The organism is Nocardia sp. NPDC050799, assembly GCF_040654015.1.
Classification (GTDB): Bacteria; Actinomycetota; Actinomycetes; order Mycobacteriales; family Mycobacteriaceae; genus Nocardia.
In genome coordinates this window covers 1-25,342 of sequence record NZ_JBFAHF010000025.1, presented here as the reverse complement: position 1 = coordinate 25,342, position 25,342 = coordinate 1, and the positions used below count along the sequence as shown (strand labels likewise).

The following is a 25,342-nucleotide window of genomic DNA, read 5'->3' as shown; positions in this document are numbered from 1 at the left end:
CCTCGGCTCACCAACCCGGCACCGCCGCTCATCGCCTCGAAGGCACGCCCCGAGAAGCGGCAGTGTCACACGAGTATGTCTCCGGACTTCCCGGGGGATTCACTCCGGGATCTTCGCGGTTTTCTGTTGACGAGCGTGATGTCGCCGTTGTAGTGGGCCAGGAGCCGGGGATTCATGACCGCGCGCCACAGCGGTGGGACGGCGGCGAGCAGAACCATGGTGGCGTAACCGAACGGCAGCTGTGGGGCCTCATCCGAACTGCGCAGCGTCTGGTAGCGGCGGCTGGGGTTCGCGTGGTGGTCGCTGTGGCGTTGGAGGTGGAGCAGGAAGACGTTGGTGACCAGGCGGTCGCTGTTCCAGCTGTGGCGTGGTGCGCACCGCTCGTAGCGGCCGTCGGCGCGGCGGGCCCGGAGCAGACCGTAGTGCTCGAGGTAGTTCACGGTCTCGAGCAATCCGATGCCGATCACGGCCTGTAGCGCCAGAAAGGGGATGACGACGGGCCCGAAGACGAGAATCATGGAACCGAACACCACGACGCTCATCGACCATGCCTGTAGTAGCTGATTGTCCCGGCTGAACCACTTCTTCCCCTTGCGGGACAAACGTTCCCGTTCCAGGGCGAGTGCCGAGCGGAAGCCGCCGACCGCGCTGCGCGGTATGAACGCCCACAGCGGCTCGCCGAAGCGGGCGCTCGCCGGGTCCTCGGGTGTGGCGACGCGGACATGATGGCCGCGGTTGTGCTCGACGAAGAAATGACCGTAACCGGATTGCGCCAGCGCCATTTTCGCCAGCCAGCGTTCGGAATGTTCGACCCGGTGGCCGAGTTCATGCGCGGCGTTGATGCCGATACCGGACACGATACCCAATGTCGCGGTCAGCCCGAGTTTGTCGACGAGTCCCAGCTCGGAGCCGGACCACATGTATCCCGCGATCGCCAGACCGATGAGCTGCATAGGCAGGAAGAGAAATGTGCACCAGCGGTAATAGCGGTCGTTGGACAAAGCCTCGTAGTCTTCGTCGCGCGGACTGATGCCATCGCAGCCCACCGCGATGTCCAGCACCGGAATCACCACGAACACGAGGATCGGACCGATCCACCAGAACAGCGTGAGCCCGGTCAGGTGTACCAGTTGCGACGGTAGTAGCGCGCAACCGGGCGCCACGGTGCTCAGAATCCAGAGATAGCGTTTGTGATCGCGCGCGTTCTCGCGTCTGAGAGGTGTCATATCCGTCTCGCTCTTGATTGGGTATGGCTGCTGAAAACGGGTGACGCTGAAACGCCGCATATCTCGATAGGCCGGGACGAGCGGTCCGGAGCAGAGTACAACCCCAGGACCGACCGACGCCGGGCACGGTAGCGCACGATACGCGGAGGCGTTCAGCCGAGATGCGTTGAGAGCGGCGAGTCTACTGCCCGATCGAGATACCGGAGTGCCGGAAGCGGTCGCAGCCTCCGCCGAACTACGGCAGGGCCGCGCAGTTCACGGGGGCCGGCACGTTGGCAAGGCGATCGGTCACCCACTGCTGCGAGGTCATCAGCGATGGGAAGAACGCCACATCGTGGGTACCCAGCAACCCGGCGGATATGGGGGGCAGACCGGCGTCCGAGTCCAGCTGAACGGTCGCACCGGCACCGCACCAACTCGCGGCCATACCGTGCACGGCCGCGTACGGCGCTCCCTCATCGTGCCTGGCCGAGTAGATACGGACCGGCACCGAGGGGGCGAGCCCGCCGAGCCGCTGCTCGTCGAATGCCCTTTTCAGTTCCGGGGAGCCATCGATCACGGCCGTGAGCGGCAGCCCACTGGTGGTCCACTGCGTCGTGTTCTGCGGTTGCGTGAAACTGCTGGAGAGGCCGCCGCATTTACCGATCGCCTCGTTCATGATCGCCTTACCGGTGTTGTTCAGCGCAGCGTCGAGTACCGGTCGGGTGTCGGGATAATCGGCGGCGATGCCGTTGACGATCCAGGCGATGGCCGTTCCGACACCGGGGCGGCCGTCGAAGCGCGCGATGTAGTCCTGGGGGCTCACCAGAGGTCCGCCCACATAGGCGCCGCGCACGTTCAGGTCGGGGGCATACTTCGGTTGCAGCTCGGCCGCCGCCGCGGAAGCCATCCCGCCCTGGGAGTATCCGTACAGCAGGACCGGCGAGTTCGGACCGAGTCCGGTATCGGGCAGACGCAACGCGGCACGCGCGGAGTCCAGTACCGCGTAGGCCTGTGTTTTGCGGTTGAGGAAGTTGTGGATGCCCGGCGCGTTGAGGTCGTGATAGTCCGTTATCACCACCCCCATACCGCGAGCGAGCAGTTGGTAGATCGCGATGACGTCGTATTCGAAGATCATATCGGCCGGCGGCTGGAATCGGACCACCTGCGACAGCATCGCCGAGGGCGCGCAGTCGGCGCCCTGTCCCTGGGTGCCGCCCGCGTACGCCACCAGCGGGCGTTCTCCCGGGCCGGTCCACGGCGCGAGCGGCTCCAGGTACGTGCCCACCACCGTGGTGGGCGCGTCATGGGTATCGCTGCTGGCATAGGTGAGGCGTATCGACCTCGCCGGGACCGTCCCGGGTATTCCGGGGGCCGACACCACTGTTTGCGACGCTTCGGCACGGAGAATGTCGCCCCCGGCGCCTTGCGCCTGTAACGGCGCCGGTGCCGTCCATGCCGGTGGTGCGGCGATCGACGCACCACCGGCGACGATGAAGGTTCCTGTCAACACTGCGACCCAGGCACGTTTTTCGCTCTTCATACCGATCCTTCATGCGTGTGGTTCATGCAGGGCAGTTATCGAGCCGGAAGACACGATCGCCGCAGACACAGCACGACACTGCTGGTCAGCGGACCATTAGCAGCAAAACGGTGACGCTTCGATTCAACAGATCAGATCGAATATCGCGAGTATCTCTGTTCAGCGCGGAAGCAGGAACACAGACATTTCGTATTACCGAGGCCACAGCTTAAGCCATGCGGTGGGCGCATGTCCGGAAGCCGCCGCCTCGATTCGGCACGAGTCGATCGCATTCCGGTCACCGCCGGCAACCGGATGGAAGAATGGCCGGACGCGCAGACCGCTCCGCGTGCGTACCGGCTCCATGGACGACCTGCTGGTCGGGTCATCTGCCCAGCAGAAGACGACATCGGAGGAGATCCCGTGGCCACATCAGGCGGCATCGGCACCGATAGGACCCTCGTAGATCTGTACAAGGACATCCACCGCCATCCCGAACTCGGGTTCCGCGAACACCGCACCGCCGCGCTCGTGGCCGACCGGCTGCGCGGCGCCGGGTTCGACGTCACCACCGGAATCGGACGGACCGGGGTGGTCGGCGTCCTGAAGAACGGCGCGGGCCCGACGGCCCTGCTGCGAGCCGATATGGACGCCCTGCCCGTACGAGAGGACACCGGCCTCGACTACGCCGGCACCGTCACGGTCACCGATGAGGACGGCCGCACCGTCCCGGTGGCCCACGCCTGCGGTCACGATCTGCACACAACCTGCCTGCTGGGTGCGGCACAGACGCTCGCCGCCGACAGCTCCGGTTGGCTGGGCACCCTACTGCTCGTGTTCCAGCCCGCCGAGGAGCTGGGCGCCGGCGCCCAGGCCATGGTCGACGACAGCCTGTTCGACCGATTCCCGATGCCGGATGTCGTACTCGGCCAGCATGTGGCGCCGCTGCCGGCCGGCAAGATCGCCGGGCATCCGGGCCCGGCGTACGCGGGTTCGGATTCGCTGCGCGTGCGGCTCGTCGGCCGCGGCGCACACGGATCCATGCCGGAGGCCGCGGTCGATCCCGTCGTGCTGGCCGCCGCGACGGTGCTGCGCCTGCAGACCGTCGTATCCCGGGAGATCCCGAGCACCGCGACAGCGGTACTCACCGTCGGCTCGATCCATGCCGGCGACGCCGCGAACGTGATCCCCGGTCACGCCGAAATCCAGTTGAACATCCGCAGTTACGATCCTGCCGTGCGCCGGCGCATCCTGGACAGCGTCGAACGCATCGTGCGCGGCGAAGCGGCCACTGCCGGCGCGCCGGAAGAGCCCACCATCACCGAGATCGAACGCTTCCCGGTCGTCATCAACGACCCGGCCGCATTGCACAGGACCCTCGAGGCCTTCGCGTCCTGGCTGGGGCCGGACAATATCCTCGATCCGGGAGCCGGCGCCGGGAGCGAGGATGTCGGCATCTTCGCCACCGGTTCCGGCGCCCCGCTGTCCTACTGGCTGCTCGGCGGCGCGGATCCGGCGCTGTTCACCACGGGCGATATGACCGACCCCGCCCTGCTCACCGTGCCCTCCAACCACTCGCCCCGGTACGCCCCCGTCATCGACCCGACGCTCCCGATCGGCGTCGGCGCCTTGGTGACCGCGGCCCGCACCTGGTTACCGGCCACCCGCTGACCCACCCACTCGGAGCCGGAGGGGCGGTTCGGAGCCCTACTCGATTCACGGGCCGAGCCGGGCACCCGCCCGAAAACAGCCCGTGGGATAGCAGTTCGGCTACTGCTGTCCCACAGGCTGTCTGCTTCTCCGTCCCGATCAAGCCGTCGGCCCTGACCTGGCCTCTCTCTGTGGGGCGGGTGGGGCTCGAACCCACGACCAATGGTTATGGGCTGACCGGTTTCGTCACATGTCATCGGTTCCCATAGAGCGTTGCAGCACAGCAGATTACGGTCCTTAAGCTCTCCGTTACGTCGTGACGTTTGTCGTCGATTGACGACCATATGCGCTGAATAAAGGATGGCCGGGATACTCACTGTCGAGTACCCCGGCCATCTGGCAGAACCTAGCGCTGGACCTCGCAGCTGTGGCCCTGGACCCGCACCCGCACGGATCGGCCATCAATCGTGGTCTTGACGATGTCGGTCAAGACGCGGCCGAGAAGGTCCTGACTCGATTGAGCGCTGACCGGGTGCCAGTCCTGCTTGGAGTCAACCTCGTCGTCCGGAACGATGCGATAGTCGAACTGGCGAACGATCTCGTCTTCGTCGTTGAGTTCGGATAGCAACAGCTGAGACCACAGAGCAATAGGATTACTCGGCAGAAGATTCATGAAGCCCGCCTTCCTGGTCGGTTGCCCAACCGGATGGCCAGGCTAACAACATATCTCGGTTGGCGCGCTGGCGTTTCACTCCCTTGAATACCGGCCGCCGCCCTACGCCCGGAACAGTGCGACCGTGAACCCGGCCAGCCCGAGAGCGAGCAGGGCAAGGGCGAAGTCGTGGCCTGTCACAGCTGCACGACCGGCCAGCGATACCCGCGCGGGTAGATCCTCACCGGAGTGACCAGGGCGGCAACGTCGGTGATCGCGTGCCTGGCCGAATCCGCGTGTTCGAACGACGGGACGACCACCGCGGCCGCGCTGTGCTCCATGACGGCGCCGGCAATGATCAGAGCGCTCGCCAGCGGGCCGGTATCGAGTCGTACCGTCCACACCAGCCGGTAGCCGTGACGCTCGGCCACCTTGTAGACGTCCACCCCGTCGCCTTGGACGTCCTTGCGAATCATCGCGATCGCCTTCGGCAGTTCCCCGACCATCACGCACCCCTTGCGCCCCGACCCCAACTGTTGGAAGGCACCCGGCCGGGCGTCGGGGTTCAACCCGGCCGGATGCTGTGCTGAGCATCACCGACCAGCGGGCAGAGTTTGTCCCGCCCTGGAACAATTGCCACATGGACACATTCGTCGGCCAGCGTGTGCGGACGATCCGCGCGCGGCGGGGCATATCGCAGCAGGTGCTTGCCGATCGCGCGGGGTTGTCCCGTAGCGCGATAGCGAAGTACGAGACCGGGGATCGGCCGGTGGACTCCCGCCGAACTCTGCTCGCTCTCGCTCAGGCGCTCAATGTCACGGTCGGTGAATTGACCGGGCAGCCCGAGCAGGAGAAGTTCGACCCAGCGACCGCCGGTTTCCACATGGCGGTGCCCGAGATCGAGACGGCGCTGTGGTCACAGGGCAACGTCACCGATACCCGACCACCCCGCAGCCTCGACGAACTGGCCGCGCTCATTCGCACAGCAACCAAGCTCCGCCACGACTGCGACTATGCAACCCTCGGCCCGATGCTCGCGCCCATGCTGGTGGACGCCTATCGGCACGTCCGCGACACCAAGACCGAACAGGCTTGGGATGTGCTCTGCACTGTCGCCTACGGCGTCGCGTCGGCACTGAGGGCACGCGGCTACCAGGCACTGGCATGGACTGCGGCACAGGAAGCCGAACGGGCAGCCGCCCGAGCTGGCGGTGTCGCACCGATCGCGGCCGCCGCATTCATCCAGGGGCAGATTCTGCTGTCGCGCCCCGGTGCGCTGCCTGCTGCTCTGGCGACCACGATGGGCACCGCGGAGAGGATCGCGGCCGACGTCCGGACCGCTGGGGAGATTGAGACGCTCGGGATGCTGCACCTGCAAGGCTCGATCGTCGCCGCGACGATGGACAACGACCCCGAACCCCACCTTGTCGAGGCGGCCGAACAGGCGGGCAGGCTTACGGAGGCTAGGCCGAATACCTCCGCGTCCCGCAACGAGTCCTTCGGTCCGTCGAACGTGGCCCTGTGGCGAATGTCGGCCGCGATGGAGCGCCGGGAACCCGGCCAGGTGCTCGCACTGGCGGCGCAACTCACTCCCACCGATCTGCCGAACGAAGGTCGCCGCGCACAGTACTTCGTGGAGATCGGCCGCGCGTACGCGATGCAGCGCAACTATCAGGATTCCCTCTACGCCCTGCTGCGAGCCGAGCATGCGGCCCCGCAGCACGTTCGGAACCTGAACCCCGCCAAGGAATTGGTGGGGCACATGATGCGCTCAGCAAGGCGTGATCTGACCACCGGAGACCTGGGCAGGCTGGCTCAGCGGGTGGGCGTGGTACCGACGACATAGCTCGAGAACATCGTCACTATGACACTAGCGTCCGATGAGCGGGCATCTGGGCAGCCGTGACGCGAGTGGCCGCAGTTGAGATCCTGCACACGGAACACTCGGAGCCGCCGACCCGATACGTGGACATGACAGACATTTGGGGGACCGTCCCAGCCTGGTTCTCAGCCATCGGCACAGTGGGTACCGCGATATCGGTAGCGGTTGGACTCAAGACCTACAACGCGGCGGCGGACGAGCGACGGGATAACGAACGCCGGCAGTCCCGGATGGTCACCATCGAGATCGACTACCCCGGAGGCGTCGCGGTCACTGTCCAGAACCGTAGCGCCGAACCGATCTACGAACTCGTAATCGAGTCGGCGCAGATGAGCACCGATCAAACCGCACGGTGGCGCATCAACCGGGGAGTTGCGGGCGCAAGCCCTACACAAGACGTTCTTGAGGGCAAGGCCAAAACCATGTTCCCGATCGAGTTCGTGGACTCGGAGGGAAAGGAATTCGACTGGCATTACCACGTAACCAAGGACGCGTTACAGCTGCACAGTTCAATTCGTCGACAAGGACGGCCGCCGGTGGCGTCGCACCGACTCGAACACTCCGTCCAGGGTTTACCGCTAATAAGCCCCACCGAAGATCATCACACCGGCGCCGTCCACTACTGATGGGCCGCAGGACGCCGGTGTCCGAATTACTTATTCGAGCCAGAGTCACACCAGGTCGGTGGGATAAATGCCTCTATAACTTTTCGGTTCGCGCGATAGCGACCCGGACCCGACCGCCGAGCAAGCCCCATCTTGCAGAGATCATTGAGATCTCGAGCTGGGGTTCGATCACCACACTGGGCGTACTTCTTCGCCAGACGAATGCTCAGTTCAGTCGCTTCCTGCCGGGAGACCCAACGGTCGCCAGGCAGTTCCAGCGCAAGTTCACGCTGACGATCCCGCGCGGGCGTTGATGGCATAGTTCGAAAAACCTCGTAGACGTGACTTTCCCAGTGGATACGCAGGTTCTCCTGGCGGACTCGCTTGATTTGATCGCGCAGCTCGTCCAGAAACCCCTGGAGGGCATAGCGTATGAAGGCGGTGACATCTCGTTGCGCCTCATCGAGAGCCAGGTAGTAGCGATTCCGGGTCTTGTTATAGAAGTCGGACAGCAAGTTGGTAGCTACGATCGGAACAATCCCGGACTCAGACAGGATTTGCACCTCGATCAGCCTGGCAAGGCGACCATTACCGTTGCCGAACGGGTGGATCCATGCGATGTAAAGGTGAGCAAGAATGGCCGAAAGAACGGCATTCACGAACCGCGACTCCGGCCGATCATCATCCCGTGGAGGGAATCTCATTTCTTCGAGCCACTTCACGAATCGGTCCAAAAGGTAAGGAACCTCTGAGTATGCGGGAGCAAGGTATTTGCCCGCATGAACGTTGTGTTTGCGCAACTTCCCTGGCTCAACCTCCGGTTGTTCGGGGATTCCTTCCAGGATCTGAGCATTGAGCTCACACAGTCTCTCGACAGTGATGGGGAGGCGCTTTCCTGACTGGAGAGCATGATCGATATCGCGGATGGCCCCGATGACGTTCTGCACCTCCCGTTCAAGGTATGCGCGGGACTCGCTGACCCCGGCGGAGCCCTTGTTCACGATCTCCTGAACCTCTGAATCAGAGAGGGTGTTGCCTTCGATCGCGGTTGTTGCCTGGACGCCTCTGGCTAGATAGACCGAGGCCATCTCCTCAGCCGCCTGAGGCTTGAGCGGCGCACCCGCAAGGTGCTGGCATTTACTCATAGCCTCACCGAATGCTATCCAAAGGTCGGCCGATATGCCCTTGGTGTCGTAGCTGAAGGCGATGAACGGGTACCGATCCGGGCGAGTCATGGACTAACAGTACCTCAATTCTGATCCTTCTGAGCAGCTCATTTGCACTATTGATACACTTTTTTGTCCAATCTGATGGCAAGACTTGCGGCGTAATCTGTGTCCAGATCTTTGGTCACACCTGCGGGCCGCGAACCATGTCATCGGGCCCTACTATGTACACCGACGCACGTAACCGCCGATCAGCCGGTACCACTCCTACAAAACCCGCGGCATGTGCGCTGTGCCCGTCCAGTCGCCACGCCGGTACCGTCAGCGGCAGGCCCTCCCGGTATCGGGCCAATTGCTCCGGCACCGGCCGTACGACTGTCACCGGCCATCTCCCAGCAGCGAGCACTATCCGCGGACGGCCGAAAGGCGCGGTGGCCGTGACGGCCGAGCAACTGGTTACCCTGCTGGTCGATATCCGGCACAGCGAAGCGCCTTACGACGATGGCCGGACGCTGGCGGAGTACTGCCGCGATGCTGACCTTGCCGACCCGATCACGATGTTCGTAGGCACTGGTTTGCGCCGGTCGGAGCTGATGGCGTTGCAGTGGGTCGACGTGGACGACCGGGCCAAAGTGGCGCGTATTCACGCAAAGGTGGTCCGCGTGAAAGGCGTCGGCCTGGTCCGCGTGGAGGACACCAAGACGGACGCGGGCGCGCGACTTATCCCCCTCCCAGACTTCGTCATGACGATGCTGAGGGCGCGGAGCCTGGATCCGCGACCCAGCGATGACGGGGTGATCTTCCCAAGTACGACGGGAACGCTGCGGGACCCGAGCAACTTCGGCAAGCAGTGGCGCAAGGTACGAGAGCAGTTCGGCCTGCCCGAGACCTCGAGTCATTCGTTCCGGAAGTCGCTCGCGACCCTCATAGACGATGCTTCCCTGTCGGCCCGTGTCGGCGCCGACCACCTGGGGCACGCTCATGTCTCCATGACGCAGGACCGGTACTTCGGCCGCGGGCGCCAGCACCCGGAGGTAGCCGCGATGCTGGACAGGACCCTGGTCCAAAAGCGATGATTAAACGATGAGAGCCCATCTCCCGGGGCGGGGAAATAGGCTCTGACGTGGGGCGGGTGGGGCTCGAACCCACGACCAATGGATTATGAGTCCACGGCTCTGACCGACTGAGCTACCGCCCCTGGCAGCGACCTGAGGTCGCAACTGTGGGATGGTACCCGGTTGCCGTGGCGGGGGCCAGTTGATCCCCGGGGTGCATGGCGGATCGCGTGCGCCGGCCCGGGCCGAGGCGCGGTCCTGGGTGTGACGCTCCCAGGCAAGCTCACCCTTCTCCCGGTTCCGCGGTCGGCGTTGACTCGGATCGAACCCGAAATCCGGGTGGCCGGGAACGCCGACGGTGATCTATCGGCCGGCCGGCCGCAATAGGAGAAAGTGGACACACGTGTCTGTTGTCGTCATCACCGGAGGTAGTCGCGGTATCGGAGCGGCTACCGCGATCGAATGCGCCGCACGCGGGATGGGCGTGATCCTCACCTACCACAGCGATTCCGGCGCCGCGGGGCACGTCGTCGAGACGATCACCGGGGCCGGCGGGACCGCGGTCGCACGGCAACTCGATGTGGCCGAGGTTTCGGCTTTCCCGGCTTTTCGCGAATCCGTCGAGCAGGTGCTGCGCGAGATGTGGGATCGCGCCGATTTCGAGTACCTGGTGAACAACGCGGGCTACGGCATGTATCACCCGTTCGCGAACGTCACCGAGGCCGAGTTCGACGGCCTTTTCGGTGTGCATCTCAAGGGGCCGTTCTTCCTCACCCAGACACTGCTGCCGCTGATGGCGGACGGTGGTCACATCGTCAATATGGTGAGTGCGACATCGCGGGTCGCGACTGCGGGCGTGGCGCCGTACGCGAGTTTCAAGGGCGGACTGCAGGTGCTGACCCGGTATCTGGCGAAGGAGCTCGGTGGGCGGCGGATCCGGGCCAATTCGATAGCGCCGGGGGCGATTCGCACCGAGCTGGGTGGTGGGCTGAACGAGGAGTTCGAGGCGCTGCTCGCCGCCGAGACCGCGCTCGGCCGGGTGGGCGAACCCCGGGACGTGGCGGGGGTGGTCGCGAGTCTGCTGTCCGACTCCGGCGGATGGATCAACGCCCAATCGATCGAAGTGGCCGGCGGCTACAACATCTGAAGGGGTGATCGGGCACATGACTGCACTCATGATCTACGGGGCAACCGGTTACACCGGCCGGATGACCGCCGAACACGCGGTGGCGGCCGGGCTGGACGTGGTTCTGGCCGGCCGTGACGAAACGCGGGTGGCCGGGATGGCGGCGGAACTCGGCGTCGGATATCGCGTCCTCGGGCTCGACGACCGGGACGAGATCGCGGACGCGGTGGCGGACAGCACCGTTCTGTTGAACTGTGCGGGCCCGTTCGCCCGTACCGCGGAGCCCTTGATGACGGCCGCGATCCGCGCCGGGGCGCACTATCTGGATATCGCCGCCGAACTCGACAGCTATCACCTGGCCGGAGCGCTCGACGAGGAGGCGAGGGCGGCGGGTGTGCTGCTGCTTCCCGGCAGCGGCGGCAGCGTGGCCATGCTCGGCTGCTTGGCGGGACGAGCTTCCGAGGGCGTCGGCGAGGTCCGGAGCATCCGTATCGCGCTGCATGTGGCGGGGGCCATGTCCCGCGGGTCGGCGCGGAGCGCGACCGAGGGGCTGACGACTCGGTGCCTGCGCCGGGTCGCCGGGGAACTCGTGGCACAGGACCCGGATCGGCCGCGCGTATTCGAATTCGGCGACGGACCGAAGACCTGCTTCCCGACGACCCTGCCCGACCTGATCACCCTCTGGCGGGCGACCAACGCACCCGATATCGAGACCTACGTGCACGTCTCGGGCGACGCCTTCCCCGGGGGCGATCTCGCCACCCTGCCCGAGGGCCCCACCGCCCAGGAGCGTCGGCGGGATCGGTATCAGGCCGCGGTGGAGGTCACCGGCGCGGACGGCACGGTCGGCAAATACGTGCTGGACACCGTGAACGGTTATACGTTCACGCCCATGGCCGCGGCGGAGGCGGCGCGACGGGTGCTGGGCGGCGAGTACCGTCCCGGCTTCCACACCCCTGCGGGCCTTTTCGGTCACGGGTTCGTCGAAACCCTCGCCGACAGCCGGATCGTGCCGCTGTGACCGGCGCGAAGAGCATCGACGGAGCAGGATCGGACGAAGGGAGACTTGGTGGCAGCCAACGGAACACCGGAGGAATCGATAACTCGTAGCGCCGACCGGCGCGCACTGCAGGTCCGGGAACTCTACGAACGGCTGGAACGGACCTTCAACGGCCGGGTGTGGACGACACCGGAGATAGCGATCGGATACTCGGCGGACGTCGGGCAGATAGCGCGCCTGGTACTCGCCGCGGAGGGAACGTGGGCGGTGGAAGGCGACCGCCACGCGCAACTGGAGCACAAACTGGCCGAATGCCTGTGGTGGACGTTCGTGCTGGCCGACCGGCTGGACGTCGATATGGAGTCCGCCTACCGCACCACCATGGACCGCATCTTCACCCAGTTGTCCGACCGGGTCGCGGAGGTCGGCGCCGAGTGAAGGGCGGTCAGCCGACGGACTTGTGCCGGGTCGCGTGCAGGGTGCCCAGCAATGCCAGGGCATCGGCGCTCGACGAATCGGCGAGCGCGGTGGCGACGGTGAGCTGCTGGCCGGGGGCACTGCGCACGTCGAAGGTCTGATAGTTCAGATGCAGCAGGCCCACGTCGGGATGGTGGATCGACTTCCGGGTCATGGTCAGGCCGGCAACGGTCTGGTCGTCCCACAACTCGCGGAACTCCGGGCTGTCGCGATACAGGCCCGACACCAGGTCGGTCACCGCGGGGTGGGGCGGGACGAATCCGTGCGCCAGCCGCAGCGCGCTGACAGCCGCGCGGGCCACGTCCGCCCAGTTGAGGTAATAGTCGCGGGCGGCCTCGCCGAGGAAGATCGTGCGCAGCACATTGCCGTCGCCCTGCACGGGGGCGATCAGGGCGGTCGCGGTGGGGTTGGCGGCGAGGACCCGGAAGGCGGCATCGGTCACGTAGGCCGCCGCGTGCGGGAAGGCGTCCATGGTCTGCAGCAGTTCGGGGGCGACCGTCGCCTCGGTGCGCCGGACGCTGGGCGAGAGTTTGGCGAGGCGGAAGGCGTGCTCGCGGGCATCGGGCGGGAGCCGGAGTGCCTCGCACAGGGCATCCACTACCTGGGCGGACGGTGCGCGTTCGCGCCCCTGCTCCAGTCGCGTGTAGTAGTCGGCGCTCACCCCGGCGAGGACCGCGACCTCCTCCCGGCGCAGGCCGGGCACCCGCCGGCCGCCGCCCACGGCCGGTAGTCCCACCTCGCCGGGGGTCACCCGCGCCCGCTGGGCCCGCAGGAACCGGCCCAGCGGACTGCTCGATGTATCCACCATGGTCTCGACGGTACCGCCGTTGGGCGACTCGTTCCTGGGTGCGGTACTCCCTGCTGCGCGGGGCCGACCGGCATTCACCGAACTGCTCGACAGGCTCACCGACAACTGGGACCGTCCCTGCTCCGGTGGCATTCCAGCGTGGTACCCGGCCGCCCGCGGACCATGCTCTTCCAGTGAGCTGCCCTCGTCCCACCGATCTGTAGCCCTGGACGGCTCCCGGTGCACCGGGGTGACGTGCGGCGGGGGCTCTCCTGTGTGCTGCAGCTGGCTAGGGTTGAGTCGTTGCCGGAGCGGAGGAGGGCGCGTGGCGAAACTGTTCGTGCGGGCGTTGCAGGTGCATCAGTGGGCTGTACCAGACGAGCGGCGGACTGGTGGGGCATCGGCTGCTGTTCGGGAATCCGACTCTGCTGTTGCGGACCGTGGGGCGCGAGACCGGGCTGGAGCGGACGTCGGCGCTGACCTATGCCAGGGACGGGGAAGATTATCTGGTCACCGCCTCGAACGGCGGGTCACCGCGGCCGCCGGGGTGGCTGGCGAATCTACGGGCGCGGCCGGAGTGCGCGATCCAAGTCGGGCGGCGCGCGTTCCCGGTTCGGGCCCGGGTCACTCTGCCCGACGATACGGAGTACGCGCGCCGCTGGGGGTTGGTGGACGCCGTGAATCAGGGCCGGTACAGCGAGTACCAGCGGAAGACGAAGCGTCCGATTGCCGTGGTCGTGCTATCGCCCGCGAGTGGTGCGGGTCAGTCGGAGTAGCTCTCCGAGCCGACCCGCGCACGCGCTCTCGGGGGACGGAGGTCCTCCGGGGGGCGGCTGGCGAGATGGACTACGGAGGCAACGAGAATCAGGATTGCGAGCACTACCAATGCGGTAACCACGGCACGCACAGTAACGATGTCAAGGGTGGTATTGCACCCCAGAACGGTCTATGGTGCGCGCGCCGGTTTCCGCTAACCGGAGACCGTTTCGCCGGATATGACGGATTTTCGGGCAGAGCGATATACCGCCGAACAATTTGGGATACAAACCCAAAACCTCTGACGCAGTGTGAAATTACACAGTTCCACCGATACCGAATCGGTACGGGCGCAACACGCCGACAGGTTCCTCGCCTGTGAAAAGCGACGAAGGCGAGTCCTATACGGAAGGCCTATTTTTGTGCGATCTCACAATCGGCTTCGCCCGTTCCATCCGAAATATTATCCGCGACTACAAGTTACAGGAACTCTGATCGAAAGGTGGCCGCCCTCTTGGTCTTCGACGGAACCGCCGTGGCCCGCCGGGCTCCCTCGAACGAGCTCTCGCGGCCGGTCGCTACGACGACGAGCCACCACCGCCGCAACTGCTACCGCCGCCCCCGCAGCTGCTTCCACCACCACAACTGCTACCACCACCGCAGCCGCTACCGGAAGAACCACCGCCGCCATGACTTCCACCGCTCGAGCCGTCTGCGGACCACATACCACTGGAGGAGGAATATCCACCCCGCCGCCGCGTTCGGTTACCGCCGCGCGACGAACTCACCGCGACGATCACCACCACAATGGCCGCGACCACCGTGAGGCAGGCCACCCCGATTCCCAACACGATGAACAGTGCCAGATCCATTTCTCAACGGTACCGAGGAAAACAGGCGGGCACAGAACGTTTTTCGACCGAGCGGCCACCGGGCGGCTCCCTCGATATCCGTCGCCGAGCCGGGACCCCGCCCTCCGATACCGGAAACCGGTCCGGCGGGCGGTCCGGGATAATGACGGCGTGTCCGCGTTCACCCTGTTCCGCCGCCGGCGCGGGCCCGATCCCGCCACCGTGGAGCGGGCGGTCGAGGAGCTCGAGCTCTCCGAAGCCGTCTACAAGACCTGCCCCTGGGAGCCCCGCGAACTCGTGGCCACGGGATTGCGGCAGTGGTTGCGCTGTTGCGGCGCGGCCATGGCGGACGGTCAGGTGATCGGGATGCCGTCGCACGCGGTCGACGAGGCATGGCACGGGCTCATCTTGTGCACGCGGCGGTACGCGCGGTTCTGCGAGCGCGCCTACGGACAGTTCCTGCACCACTACCCGGACGGCGACGACAGCGCGTCGGGCAGTGGAGAGGGCGACGACACGACGAGCCGGCTCGGCCGCACTGTGGTGGCGTGGTCGCTGGTGACGCGCCCGGGTGAGGAGTGTGTGCTCTGGGACCTGGATTCCCGGCTGGGACTGGCACAGCCCTGGGGAATCCCCGCGGAGCGGGTGGCCTCGATCGAGGCCACCCTGCGGCAGCACACCGCCGGCCGTTGAGCGGCTACCCGACCGCTATATATTCACTATTCGGGCAATCCGGATTAAGCCGACACGCCGCGCTGCGGTATCTTCGGCGGGGTGAGTTACTCAGCCGTCGCAGCGGCCACCACCGAACTTGCCCTGATGCCGGGTTTTCTGGACCCGGTGAATCTGCTCAACTCGTTCGGCACCTGGGTGCTACTCGGCCTGCTCGTCGTGGTGTTCATCGAGTCGGGCCTGCTGTTCCCACTACTGCCCGGTGATTCACTGCTGTTCACCGCGGGACTCATCGCGGCCTCCAAATCGGCGGAGATCGAACCCTTCGCGCCGATCTGGCTGCTCCTCGTACTGATCCCGATCGCGGCGATCGCCGGCGACCAGGTGGGCTACCTGATCGGCACCAAGGGCGGGACCACACTGTTCAAGAGCGACGACGCGAAGATCCTCAAGAAGTCCTATATCGACGAATCGCACGCGTTCTTCGAGAAGCACGGGCCGATCACCATCGTGCTGGCCCGGTTCGTCCCGATCGTGCGCACGTACGCACCACTGGTCGCCGGGGCGGCCAGGATGAAGTACTCGGTGTTCCTCACCTACAACGTCGTCGGCGGCGTGCTGTGGGGCGCCGGGGTCACCATGCTCGGCTACCTGCTCGGCCAGATCGCGATCGTGCGCGACAATGTCGATCTGATCTTCCTGCTCATCGTGGCCGTCTCGGTGCTCCCGATCGTCTGGGAGGTGGTCAAACGCTACCGCTCCGGCCGCGGGAAGACCGCCGCGGCGGACGCGGACGAGCCCGCCGATCACCCGGCCGCCTGATCGCTCCGGCGGCCGGGCCACCGGTCAGCGCACCAGGCGGCGCAGCAGTTTGTTGCCGAACAGGGTCCCGATGGTCTTCTCCAGCGTGGCGGCGGTGGCCTCGCTGTAGGGGTACCAGATGTTCTCCTTCTTCAGGCCCCATCGGTCCAGCAGCACCGGCTGCGGGTGGGCGAAGCCGCGCAGCGCGTCCCGGCCGTTGACCAGGCCCAGACCGCTGTCCTTGCGGCCGCCGAAGGGCGCCTCGGCGACACCGTAGATCACCGACGCGTCGTTCTGCACCACCGACCCGGTCTTGAGCTGTTTGGCCAGCCGCACGACCTTGGCCTTGTCCTTGGTGAACACACTGCCGCTGAGGCCGTACTGGCAGTCGTTGGCCATTTTCACGGCCTCTTCCTCGTCCCGGACGCGCATGATCGCGACGATCGGGCCGAAGGTCTCCTGCTGCATGATGTCCATATCGTGGGTGACGTCCACGACCACCGTCGGCTTGAAGAACACGCCCTCGGCGGTATCGGATTCTCCACCGAGCAGGACAGTGGCGCCCTTGGCCTTGGCGTCCTCGACGTGCTTCTCGACGATCTCGAGCTGCCGGTCCCAGAACAGCGGGCCGACATCCTTGCCCACGGCGCCGTAGGTCACCTCGGCGGCGCGTTTGCGCACCTCCTCGATGAACCGATCGGCGATGCTCTCCACCACGTAGATCCGCTCGACCCCGACACAGACCTGACCGGTGTTGAACATCGACAGGTACACCGCGCCGAGCGAAGCGCGGTCCAGGTCGGCGTCGGCGCAGACGATCATCGCGTCCTTGCCGCCGAGTTCGAGGGTGACCGGGATCAGCCGGCCCGCGCAGGCGGCCGCGATCTTCTTGCCGGTGGCGACGCTGCCGGTGAACGAGATCTTGTCGATATCGCCGTTCACCAGGGCCGCGCCGGTCTCGCCGTCACCGTGCACAACCTGCAGTACATCCTCGGGCACACCCGCCTCGTGCAGCACCTTGACCGCCCACTCCCCCGAGTGCGGGGTGACCTCGGACGGTTTGAGCACCACCGAGTTGCCGGCCAGCAGGGCCTGGGCGATCGGGTTCAGCGAGAGGATGAACGGGCCGTTCCAGGGCGTGATCACGCCGACGACGCCGAGCGGCTGATAGTTGATGACGAGTTTCTTCAGCGGCAGCATGTAGCCGTGCAGGCGGCGCTTCTCGTCGGCCAGGTCCTTGGTGGCGCGGCCACTCCAATAGTTCAGGAAGTCGCAGGCGGGCACCATTTCCACGGCCAGCGCCTCGACCCGAGGTTTACCGGTCTCCTGCATCACCGTTTCGACGATCTCGTCGCGACGGGCCAATAGCACCGAGATCGCGTTGCGAATGATCGCGGCACGTTCCGCGACCGGCCGGGCGGCCCAGCCGGGCTGCGCGGCGCGCGCCGTGGCCAGGACCGCGGCCACATCGTCGGCCGTGCTCACCTCGATCTCGCCGACGCGTTCGCGGGTAGCGGGGCTGCGCAGCTCGAGCCGCCGGCGTCCGTCGGCGGTCGGCTCCAGCTGTTCAACGATGGCCATGGTGATCTCTCCTCACCGGAGGAATTGGAACAGGTTCTACTTGAATTCGGAGCTTACGTCATGCGCGCGGGCGACGCACCGGGGATCGCCCGAACAAGTCCGGACTACCCACGATGCAGCTATCAACCGATTCAATCAAGTGATTGACACGGGGGTGCCGCGCGGGACACCATCGACACGCGGTCCAGTGCCGGACCGCGCCCCCGATCGGCAGGAGACCGATGACAGCCGAGTCCCCGGACGCGAGTCTCACCGCGCCCTACAGCATCGAATTCCCGTACAACCGGACGGTCGGCGAGAAGATCGGCACGTTCCTCGGCGGTCTGCGCGACGGCGAGCTGTACGGGGTGCGCACCGCCGCCGGCGCCGTGCTCTGCCCGGCCCTGGAGTTCGACCCGGCCACCGCGGCCCCCACCGGGGAGCTGGTCCGCCTGACACCCTCCGGCACCGTCACCCACTGGACCTGGGTGCCCACCCGGCCCGGCGACGAGATCGAGGCCGACCACTTCGCCTGGGCCCTGATCACCATCGACGGCACCGAGGGCGGCCTCTTCCACGCCGTCGATACCGGCGGCGACCCCTCCCGCCTCGTCGCGGGCCTGCGGGTGGCACCCCGCTGGCGTGCCGACCGGGTGGGCAGTATCCGCGATATCGTCTGCTTCGAAGCGGTGGAGTCGTGATGAGCACCCTGCCCACGCCCGTGGAATCGTTCACCAGCCCGCACAAGGTGGACTACACCTTCGTCGCCGGAACCGGGCGTTCGACCTTTCTGCGCGGGTTGCAGGAACGCCGGCTGCTGGCCCGCCGCTGCCCGTCCTGCGAGCGCGTCTACCTGCCCTTCCCCGAATTCTGCTCCCGCTGCCTGGTCGAGCTCGCCGCGCCGTTCGAACTGGACGGCACCGGCGTGGTGAAAACGTTCTGCGTGGTGAATTTCCCGTTCCCCGGCCAGGTGATCGACCCGCCGTACCTGGTGGCCTATATCCAGGTCGACGGTGCGGACACCACGCTCATGCATCTGATCCGGGACGTCGAACTCGCCGATGTGCACATCGGAATGCGCGTGGAACCGGTGTGGTGCGCCGAGGAGGACCTGGACACATCCATGAACAGCATCCGCTACTACCGGCCGGTCGCGGGAGGTTCCGATGCGTGATATCGCGGTGGTCGCATTCGCGCAGTCGCCGGGGACATCCGCCGACCGGCACGACGATATGGCCGAGATCCTGCTGCCGGTGATGCGCGAGGCGCTCGGCTCGGCCGGAATCGATCGCACGGAGGTCGATTTCTGGGCGTCGGGCAGCCACGATTTCCACGAGGGCCGGACCTTCGCCTACATCGAATCGCTCGACGCGGTTGGCGCCTGGCCGCCGATCTCGGAATCCCATGTCGAGATGGATGCCGCCTGGGCCGCCTATGAGGCGTGGTCGTGGCTGCAACTCGGCGAGGGCGAGATCGCGGTGGTCTACGGTGTCGGGCGCGGGTCGCTGGCCCACGATCTCGACCAGGTGACCGCCACCCAGCTCGACCCGTACTTCCTGGCCCCGCTGCGGCCGCATCAGGATGCGCTGGCCGCGCTGCAGGCGCAGGCGCTGATCGCCGCCGGGATGCTGGACGAGAAACAGCTGGCCGAGGTGGTGGTCCGGGCGCGGGCGGGCGCGGTGGGTAATCCGGGCGCGCAGGTGTCCGGGGAGTTCACGGTGGACGAACTGCTGACCGCGCCGTATCTGGCGTCGCCGCTGCGCGCACACGATCGGGGTCCGATCGGCGATGCGGCGGCGGTCCTGGTACTGGCGGCCGGTGATACCGCGCGGCGGCTGGCGCGGCGCCCGGCCTGGGTGCGCGGCGCCGATCACCGGATGGACAGCCACTATCCGGGAACGCGCGATCTGACCCGCGTCGACACAGTGACGGTGGCCGCGGCGAAGGCCGCCGCGCAGGCCGGTTTCGCGGCCCGCGAAGTCCAGATCGCCGAACTGCACACCGAGTACAGCTACCAGGAACCGCTACTGGCGCAGGCGCTCGAATTGTCCGGGGCAACGATCAATCCGGGGGGCGGGCCGCTGGTCGCCCGGCCCACCACCGCCACCGGGCTCATCCGGATCGGCGCCGCGGCACAGCACATCCTGACCGGTCGCGCGGACCGCACGCTGGCGCACGCCACCAACGGGCCCGCGCTCCAGCAGAACATGATCTGCCTACTGGAGGGAGACCGGTGAAACTCGCGGTCGTCGGAATCGGACAGAGCAAACAGGCCAAGAAGCGCAAGGTCACCATCGGCGCGATGGTGCGCGAAGCCGTCGACGAGGCAATGGTGGACGCCGAGCTGGACTTCGGGGATATCGACGCCGTCGTGCTGTCGAAGACGCCCGACCTGTTCGACGGGGTGATGAACCCCGAGCTCTACCTCGCCGATGCGATGGGAGCCCGCGGGCTACCGGTGACCCGGGTGTTCACCGGCGGCAGCGTCGGCGGGCACGCCGCCATCTACGGTGCCCATCTGGTGCAGGCGGGACTCGCACGACGAGTGCTGGTGGTCGCGTATTCGAAGGAATCCGAAGGCGATTTCACCTGGGCCCTGTCGCGCGGACTGCCCTTCAGCGCGCAGCTCGGCGCGGGCGCCGGGGCGCATTTCGCGCCGGTGATCCGGGAGTACATCCGCCGGTCGGAGGCACCCGAGCACATCGGCTGGCAGATCGCGGTCAACCACCGCCTCAATGCCACCCGGAACCCGTACGCGCATATCCAGTTACCGGATATCACCGTGGAGCAGGTGCGCGAATCCCGGATGCTCTGGGATCCGATCCGATTCCTGGAGTCGTGCCCGTCCTCGGACGGTTCGTGCGCGGTGGTGATCACCGGGGAAGCCGACGCCCACCACACCGGCCGTCCCCCCGCCTGGATCCACGGAATGTCGTGGCGCACCGAGACCGGCCATTTCGCGGGCCGCGACGAGGTGAACCCCGAGGCCGGACGGCAGTGCGCCGCCGCGGCGTACCGGCAGGCCGGGATCACCGATCCGGCCCGCGAGGTCGATACCGCCGAGCTCTACATCCCTTACAGCTGGTTCGAGCCGATCTGGCTGGAGAACGTGGGCCTGGCCGAGGTCGGCCAGGGGTGGAAGGTGGTGGACTCCGGCCGTACCGCGTTCGGCGGGGACCTGCCGATCAATCCGTCCGGCGGAGTGTTGTCCGGAAACCCCACGGGCGCCACGGGTCTGCTGCGGTTCGCCGAGGCGGCCATGCAGGTACGGGGTACCGCGGGTGAGCACCAGGTACCGGACGCGCGCCGCGCCATCGGCCACGCCATGGGCGGGGCGGCCCAGTTCCACGCGCTCTGGGTGGTCGGCTCCGAACCACCGAATTCCTAGCAGGGTTTCCGGCGCATCGACCCGCCCCACCACCGCATCGGCCCGGCACGGGCGACAACGCTTCCGCGGACCGCGGGACCACACGAGACGAGGAGAGAGCAGTGATGCGATACCTCGGCCTCCGCTGCGGCCTCCGCGGACCGCAAGTAACAGTTTCTGAGGAGAAATCATGACCGGACGGGTGTATGTCGCCGGCGTCGGGATGACCAAGTTCGAGAAGATCCAGTCCCGGGACTGGACCTATCCGGAGATGGTCGCCGAGGCGGTGGACCAGGCGCTCACCGACGCCGGAGTGGGTTACGACCAGGTGCAGCGCGCCGCCGTCGGGTACGTCTTCCAGCCGTCCACCGCGGGGCAGCGGGCGCTCTACGATATCGGCCTCACCGGTATCCCGATGGTGAACGTCAACAACAATTGCGCCACCGGATCCACCGCGCTCGTACTCGCCCGGGAATGGGTGCAGGCCGGACTGGCCGATATCGTGCTCGCGGTCGGATTCGAGCAGATGACCAAACAGGCGATGTCCGGCGACGGCACCATCCCGAAGGTCACCACGGTGGACCGGCACATGGACGCACTGAAGGCGGCCGCCGGTTTCGGGAACGCGCCGATGACCGCGCAATTCTTCAGTGCGGCCGCGGCCGAGCACATGCAGCGGTACGGGACCACCCGCGAACAGCTGGCCCGGGTCGCGGTGAAGAATCACGAACACTCCACCCGCAATCCCAAGGCCCAATTCCAGGACGCCTACACCCTCGACCAGGTGCTCGGCGACAAACTGGTCTCCGATCCGCTGACCCGCTCCCAGTGCTCGCCCATGTCCGACGGAGCCGGCGCGGCGGTCCTCGTGAGCGAACGCTACGTGCGCGAACACGGTCTCGATCGGGCAGTGCCGATCCTCGCCCAGGAGCTGGTGACCGATACCGGCGCCTCGTTCGAGTCGGGGTCGATGATCGACGTGGTCGGCGCGCCCATGGCGCGCATCGCCGGCCGGAAGGTGCTGGAGACCGCCGGGGTGGTTATCGACGATATCGATGTGCTCGAACTGCACGACTGTTTCTCCATCAACGAGCTGCTCACCTACGAGGCGCTGGGTATGTGCGGCGACGGTGAATCCGGCGCGCTGGTGGAGTCGGGCGCGACCACCTACGGCGGCCGCTGGGTGGTCAACCCGTCGGGTGGGCTCATCTCCAAGGGACATCCGCTCGGCGCCACCGGGCTGGCGCAGTGCACGGAACTGGTCACCCAGGTGCGCGGTGCGGCGGGTGCGCGTCAGGTGGCGGGCGCGCGGCTCGGGCTCGCCCACAATCTCGGACTCGGCGGGGCCTGCGTCGTGACCCTGTACGGTGCGCCGGGCGCGGTCTCCTAGAGTTCCGGTCATGACGAGAAGCCGGGTGCGGACCGGGCGGGAGATATCCTCGCCCGCCGCATCCCCGCGCCGGGGTCCGGCCGCGGCCCGCGGCGAGGCCCGGCCGGACCCCGGCCACGGGCACTCCCCCGAGGCCGGCCTCCCCACCGATCAGCGTCTGATCCTGGCCGCCGAACGGCTCTTCGCCGAACGCGGGATCGACGCGGTCTCATTGCGTTCGGTGATGGCCGAGGCCGGCGCGAACGTCGCGTCCGTGCACTATCACTTCGGTTCCAAGGACGCCCTGGTCGACGCACTGATCAGCCGCCGCAGCGAACAACTGCACACCCGCCGCGCCGAGCTGCTGGACGCCGTCGAGGACGCCGGCGCACCCGATGCCCGGGCACTGGCCGACGCCTTCGTCCGCCCGGTCGGCGAACTCGCCGCCGCCGGCGGCACACCGTGGATCCGCCTGGTCGCGGGCATCATGAGCGGTAACCATCCCGCCCTGACCAAGCTCACCGAGGGGTTCGCTCCCCAGGCTCTGCGTTTCAACGCCCTGCTGGAGCAGATCGCCCCCGGCGTCGCTTCCCGGACGATCCGTTTCCGCCTCACCCAGGCCATGAATCTCACGTTCCAGACCCTCGGCGACCCGGACGGTCTGCGCGGCATGCTGGCGCTCAGCGGAACCCGGCTCTCCCCCGACGAACTGCTCACCGAACTGATCGACACCGTCACCGCGATCCTCACGGGTCCCCCGGACCGCTGAGATCGTCGTCTCCCGCAGCCATCCGGCGATCTGCTCGGGTGACCACAGAGATTTCAGCTTGTCTTCCACCAAGGCCCGCAAGGGTGGGCAGGCCGCGAGCCCGGCCGGTTTCGGTCGCCGCGCGCGATGGCAGGCCAGCTGGTCAGCGACCGCGGCCCGGTAAGTGGCGTGGCCGCCGTTGCGGGCGATCTCGCGTGAGATCGTCGACGGCGAGCGCCCCAGCGACACCGCGATCATGCGCGCTGAGCAGCCCATAACCAGGCCCCGCGAGATCGACACGGGTCGGCCCGCGAAGTTCTGCAGTAGCTATTGCCGTGGGCGGGCTCAGCGGGCCAGGAAACGCGGCGAGGAGGGTAGAGCGGAGGTTGTTTCCGTCCGCCCGGTTGGCCGAACAGATGACCTTGTTGAGGTTTCGACACCCTCGCGGTCGGCACAGCCTCGAGCATCGAGGTAGGTGGCTTTGATCGCGAATTCGGACACTGCTCGATCGCGAATTTCGACAGCGTCTCGTCGTCGCTGGTCGCGAATATCGACACCACTTCACCGGCCTGGTTACGGTGCGGCGGTATGCAACTGACCTCTCGTAGCTGGGGTTGTCAGCAGTCATCGTGACGGATCGTCGCGTCACCACCGGGGGCCTCGACAGCAGAATCGGAACGCGTTCTCGATGTGCTCGGCGAGGAGTCCGCGTTCCTCGTGGGACCGATAGGCGGCATTTGCGGACGTTGGACTTCCATCGAGTCCCGCAACAGCCCGGCATGGGGAACCGGCTTGTCCGCCGGCGTGCCCGTCGTTACCAGACAACGGTTCCGGGCGGCCCCACCATGGATGTCGGTGGCTCATGGCAGTGTCCGTCGCTGTGACTGCTTCAGCTGATGGCGACACCTGGTTTCATGATCATGGACTGTGGTTCCCGACCTTGATCGCGATCAATGAACCGGGGGCGTCATGAACACCACGACCGGTGGCCTCGGGTGGATGTACGACAGGGATCTGCCGCTGGTCAGCCTCACCTTCGCGCGTCAGATCAACGCCCAGGAGCTGTTGGCGCGAATGGGCGTCGACCAGGACACAGTGGCGATGCGGGGGCCCGATGACTTCCACTACGAACTGGGCGGCCTTCTCTATACATCCGACGGATATGTGGTCAGCGCAGGGCATTACCGAAGCTGGGCGTGGGCGTGGGAGCACGGCAGTTGGAAATCCCTCCATGACCGGGGGCTGATGCTGCGCGCCTCGATCGGAACCGCGGCGCTGGAGCTGCGCGCCAGCATGAAACCGGGAGCGGTGTTCCAATACGCCGAGAACGGGCGCCTCATCACCGGACTCGACACCACCGACAGCAGCCTCGCACGGACAGGTAGCGACCCGCACCGCTTCGACACCGAGATCCAGGCCCTCGGCGGTCGACCCGAAGAATCCGAATACGGTCCCCGGGGATCCCTCGGAATGTTCTACGGGCTTGCAGAGCACCTCGGCGTCGGCATCCCTGAGGATGACCTCATCAACCGTCCCGTCCTCAGTGGCCGGCTCCTGTCCCCGGCCGCGCGGTAGCTGCCGAGTCACCCACAGCGCGTGCCGACTTTTTCGTGTGGTGCAGACGAACCATCACGTAATCGGCAATAGCCGGGCGTTCGGTGGTATCACTCGAGGCCGGAATCGCATCGCCGACCTGGAACATGTTCGCTCGTTGGATTACGGCAGTCGGTGGTCCGACGCCTCGCTGCGGGGCGGTCCCATGACCGGTGGCGGACGTCAGACGTCAGGCGCCGCGGTTCGGGTGCGGGTCGTCCGGCTGGGGTGGTGTCAAGATTCACCAGCGCCGAATCGAGCGGTGTCGGGATTCACGACCAAGGTGGTGCCGAGATTCGCGACCAGAACCAAAGTAGGCACAGCCCACGGCTGGCGTGGTCTCGGCGCATCCGCGCGTCCGGACCACCCCTTCCCGTACACAGCTTCCACTGTTCATAAATCGATGGCGATCTCAAAGGGTCAGCGCATCACCGCTGCTCAGATGTTCAGCGTAAACCTCGGCAGGACTGCGGTATCCGTGGATCCTGCGGGGCCGGT

General features: G+C 66.5%; 23 protein-coding genes, 1 tRNA gene and 2 pseudogenes. 17 read left to right on the top strand and 9 right to left on the bottom strand.

The window, feature by feature from the left end; translation table 11 throughout:
• Positions 1-65 precede the first annotated feature (65 nt).
• The gene (locus AB0H42_RS23885; protein ID WP_357059361.1) at positions 66-1,226 is read right to left on the bottom strand and encodes an alkane 1-monooxygenase; all 1,161 of its coding nucleotides are present in this window, start codon (positions 1,224-1,226) and stop codon (positions 66-68) included.
• 235 nt (positions 1,227-1,461) lie between these two features.
• Positions 1,462-2,748 carry a lipase family protein gene (locus tag AB0H42_RS23880; RefSeq protein WP_357059360.1) on the bottom strand — a complete coding sequence of 429 codons (1,287 nt, stop codon included), beginning with the start codon at positions 2,746-2,748 and terminating at the stop codon, positions 1,462-1,464.
• A gap of 402 nt (positions 2,749-3,150) precedes the next feature.
• On the opposite strand from AB0H42_RS23880, the gene AB0H42_RS23875 reads away from it, so the two are divergent.
• Entirely contained in the window at positions 3,151-4,398 is a 1,248-nt protein-coding gene (locus AB0H42_RS23875; protein WP_357059359.1) for an amidohydrolase, read from the top strand.
• A 385-nt stretch (positions 4,399-4,783) separates the two neighbouring features.
• On the opposite strand, the gene AB0H42_RS23870 is transcribed toward AB0H42_RS23875, so the two are convergent.
• Together AB0H42_RS23870 and AB0H42_RS23865 are read right to left on the bottom strand one after the other, a co-directional pair.
• The gene (locus AB0H42_RS23870; protein WP_357059357.1) at positions 4,784-5,050 is read right to left on the bottom strand and encodes a hypothetical protein; all 267 of its coding nucleotides are present in this window, start codon (positions 5,048-5,050) and stop codon (positions 4,784-4,786) included.
• A gap of 176 nt (positions 5,051-5,226) precedes the next feature.
• Positions 5,227-5,535, bottom strand: a complete 309-nt coding sequence (locus AB0H42_RS23865; RefSeq protein WP_357059354.1) for a hypothetical protein — start codon at positions 5,533-5,535, stop codon at positions 5,227-5,229.
• A 134-nt stretch (positions 5,536-5,669) separates the two neighbouring features.
• Between AB0H42_RS23865 and AB0H42_RS23860 the strand changes: the two genes are divergently transcribed.
• Positions 5,670-6,875 carry a helix-turn-helix domain-containing protein gene (locus tag AB0H42_RS23860; RefSeq protein ID WP_357059352.1) on the top strand — a complete coding sequence of 402 codons (1,206 nt, stop codon included), beginning with the start codon at positions 5,670-5,672 and terminating at the stop codon, positions 6,873-6,875.
• 65 nt (positions 6,876-6,940) lie between these two features.
• On the top strand, positions 6,941-7,537 hold the full coding sequence (locus AB0H42_RS23855) for a hypothetical protein (RefSeq protein WP_357059349.1): 597 nt from the start codon (positions 6,941-6,943) through the stop codon (positions 7,535-7,537).
• Positions 7,538-7,563: 26 nt separating this feature from the next.
• On the opposite strand, the gene AB0H42_RS23850 is transcribed toward AB0H42_RS23855, so the two are convergent.
• Complete coding sequence (locus AB0H42_RS23850; RefSeq protein ID WP_357059347.1) at positions 7,564-8,751, bottom strand: Fic family protein; 1,188 nt, start codon at positions 8,749-8,751, stop codon at positions 7,564-7,566.
• Between the two features lie 368 nt (positions 8,752-9,119).
• Here AB0H42_RS23850 and AB0H42_RS23845 point away from each other — a divergent pair, with 368 nt between their 5' ends.
• Positions 9,120-9,758 (top strand): site-specific integrase, encoded by a 639-nt coding sequence (locus AB0H42_RS23845; protein ID WP_357059345.1) that lies wholly within the window; start codon positions 9,120-9,122, stop codon positions 9,756-9,758.
• A 48-nt stretch (positions 9,759-9,806) separates the two neighbouring features.
• On the opposite strand, the gene AB0H42_RS23840 is transcribed toward AB0H42_RS23845, so the two are convergent.
• Positions 9,807-9,880, bottom strand: a tRNA-Ile gene (locus tag AB0H42_RS23840).
• 260 nt (positions 9,881-10,140) lie between these two features.
• On the opposite strand from AB0H42_RS23840, the gene AB0H42_RS23835 reads away from it, so the two are divergent.
• From AB0H42_RS23835 to AB0H42_RS23825, 3 genes are read left to right on the top strand one after another with little or no spacing between them, the layout of a single operon-like run.
• Complete coding sequence (locus AB0H42_RS23835; protein ID WP_357059342.1) at positions 10,141-10,884, top strand: SDR family oxidoreductase; 744 nt, start codon at positions 10,141-10,143, stop codon at positions 10,882-10,884.
• A gap of 16 nt (positions 10,885-10,900) precedes the next feature.
• Positions 10,901-11,884 carry a saccharopine dehydrogenase NADP-binding domain-containing protein gene (locus AB0H42_RS23830; RefSeq protein ID WP_357059340.1) on the top strand — a complete coding sequence of 328 codons (984 nt, stop codon included), beginning with the start codon at positions 10,901-10,903 and terminating at the stop codon, positions 11,882-11,884.
• A 48-nt stretch (positions 11,885-11,932) separates the two neighbouring features.
• A complete protein-coding gene (locus tag AB0H42_RS23825; RefSeq protein ID WP_357059337.1) occupies positions 11,933-12,301 on the top strand; it encodes a hypothetical protein in 369 nt (122 codons plus the stop codon).
• A gap of 7 nt (positions 12,302-12,308) precedes the next feature.
• Here AB0H42_RS23825 and AB0H42_RS23820 read toward each other — a convergent pair whose 3' ends face one another.
• On the bottom strand, positions 12,309-13,148 hold the full coding sequence (locus AB0H42_RS23820) for a helix-turn-helix transcriptional regulator (protein WP_357059335.1): 840 nt from the start codon (positions 13,146-13,148) through the stop codon (positions 12,309-12,311).
• Positions 13,149-13,452: 304 nt separating this feature from the next.
• On the opposite strand from AB0H42_RS23820, the pseudogene AB0H42_RS23815 reads away from it, so the two are divergent.
• The 3 genes and pseudogenes from AB0H42_RS23815 to AB0H42_RS23805 all read left to right on the top strand — a co-directional run bounded on the left by AB0H42_RS23815 (position 13,453) and on the right by AB0H42_RS23805 (position 16,228).
• Positions 13,453-13,903, top strand: a pseudogene (locus AB0H42_RS23815) (nitroreductase/quinone reductase family protein).
• A gap of 1,002 nt (positions 13,904-14,905) precedes the next feature.
• Positions 14,906-15,427, top strand: a complete 522-nt coding sequence (locus AB0H42_RS23810; protein WP_357059332.1) for a hypothetical protein — start codon at positions 14,906-14,908, stop codon at positions 15,425-15,427.
• Positions 15,428-15,553: 126 nt separating this feature from the next.
• Complete coding sequence (locus tag AB0H42_RS23805) at positions 15,554-16,228, top strand: VTT domain-containing protein (protein WP_357059546.1); 675 nt, start codon at positions 15,554-15,556, stop codon at positions 16,226-16,228.
• A gap of 24 nt (positions 16,229-16,252) precedes the next feature.
• Here the strand turns inward: AB0H42_RS23805 and AB0H42_RS23800 are convergent, their stop codons facing one another.
• A complete protein-coding gene (locus AB0H42_RS23800) occupies positions 16,253-17,788 on the bottom strand; it encodes an aldehyde dehydrogenase family protein (RefSeq protein ID WP_357059329.1) in 1,536 nt (511 codons plus the stop codon).
• A gap of 221 nt (positions 17,789-18,009) precedes the next feature.
• On the opposite strand from AB0H42_RS23800, the gene AB0H42_RS23795 reads away from it, so the two are divergent.
• The 6 genes from AB0H42_RS23795 to AB0H42_RS23770 all read left to right on the top strand — a co-directional run bounded on the left by AB0H42_RS23795 (position 18,010) and on the right by AB0H42_RS23770 (position 23,272).
• Positions 18,010-18,468: a DNA-binding protein gene (locus tag AB0H42_RS23795; protein WP_357059326.1), complete on the top strand. Its 459-nt coding sequence runs from the start codon at positions 18,010-18,012 to the stop codon at positions 18,466-18,468.
• Complete coding sequence (locus tag AB0H42_RS23790) at positions 18,468-18,941, top strand: Zn-ribbon domain-containing OB-fold protein (protein ID WP_356993640.1); 474 nt, start codon at positions 18,468-18,470, stop codon at positions 18,939-18,941. The genes AB0H42_RS23795 and AB0H42_RS23790 overlap by 1 nt, the downstream gene beginning before the upstream one ends.
• Positions 18,934-20,004: a lipid-transfer protein gene (locus tag AB0H42_RS23785; RefSeq protein WP_357059323.1), complete on the top strand. Its 1,071-nt coding sequence runs from the start codon at positions 18,934-18,936 to the stop codon at positions 20,002-20,004. The genes AB0H42_RS23790 and AB0H42_RS23785 overlap by 8 nt, the downstream gene beginning before the upstream one ends.
• Positions 20,001-21,155, top strand: a complete 1,155-nt coding sequence (locus AB0H42_RS23780; protein WP_357059320.1) for a thiolase domain-containing protein — start codon at positions 20,001-20,003, stop codon at positions 21,153-21,155. Before AB0H42_RS23785 ends, AB0H42_RS23780 begins: the two co-directional genes overlap by 4 nt.
• Positions 21,156-21,324: 169 nt before the next feature.
• Positions 21,325-22,524 carry a beta-ketoacyl synthase N-terminal-like domain-containing protein gene (locus tag AB0H42_RS23775; protein WP_357059318.1) on the top strand — a complete coding sequence of 400 codons (1,200 nt, stop codon included), beginning with the start codon at positions 21,325-21,327 and terminating at the stop codon, positions 22,522-22,524.
• 10 nt (positions 22,525-22,534) lie between these two features.
• Complete coding sequence (locus tag AB0H42_RS23770) at positions 22,535-23,272, top strand: TetR/AcrR family transcriptional regulator (protein WP_357059315.1); 738 nt, start codon at positions 22,535-22,537, stop codon at positions 23,270-23,272.
• A gap of 189 nt (positions 23,273-23,461) precedes the next feature.
• Here AB0H42_RS23770 and AB0H42_RS23765 read toward each other — a convergent pair.
• A pseudogene (locus AB0H42_RS23765) lies at positions 23,462-23,551 on the bottom strand (helix-turn-helix domain-containing protein); the annotation flags it as partial.
• A gap of 669 nt (positions 23,552-24,220) precedes the next feature.
• Here AB0H42_RS23765 and AB0H42_RS23760 point away from each other — a divergent pair.
• The gene (locus AB0H42_RS23760) at positions 24,221-24,826 is read left to right on the top strand and encodes a DUF6461 domain-containing protein (RefSeq protein WP_357059312.1); all 606 of its coding nucleotides are present in this window, start codon (positions 24,221-24,223) and stop codon (positions 24,824-24,826) included.
• Positions 24,827-25,342 lie beyond the last annotated feature (516 nt).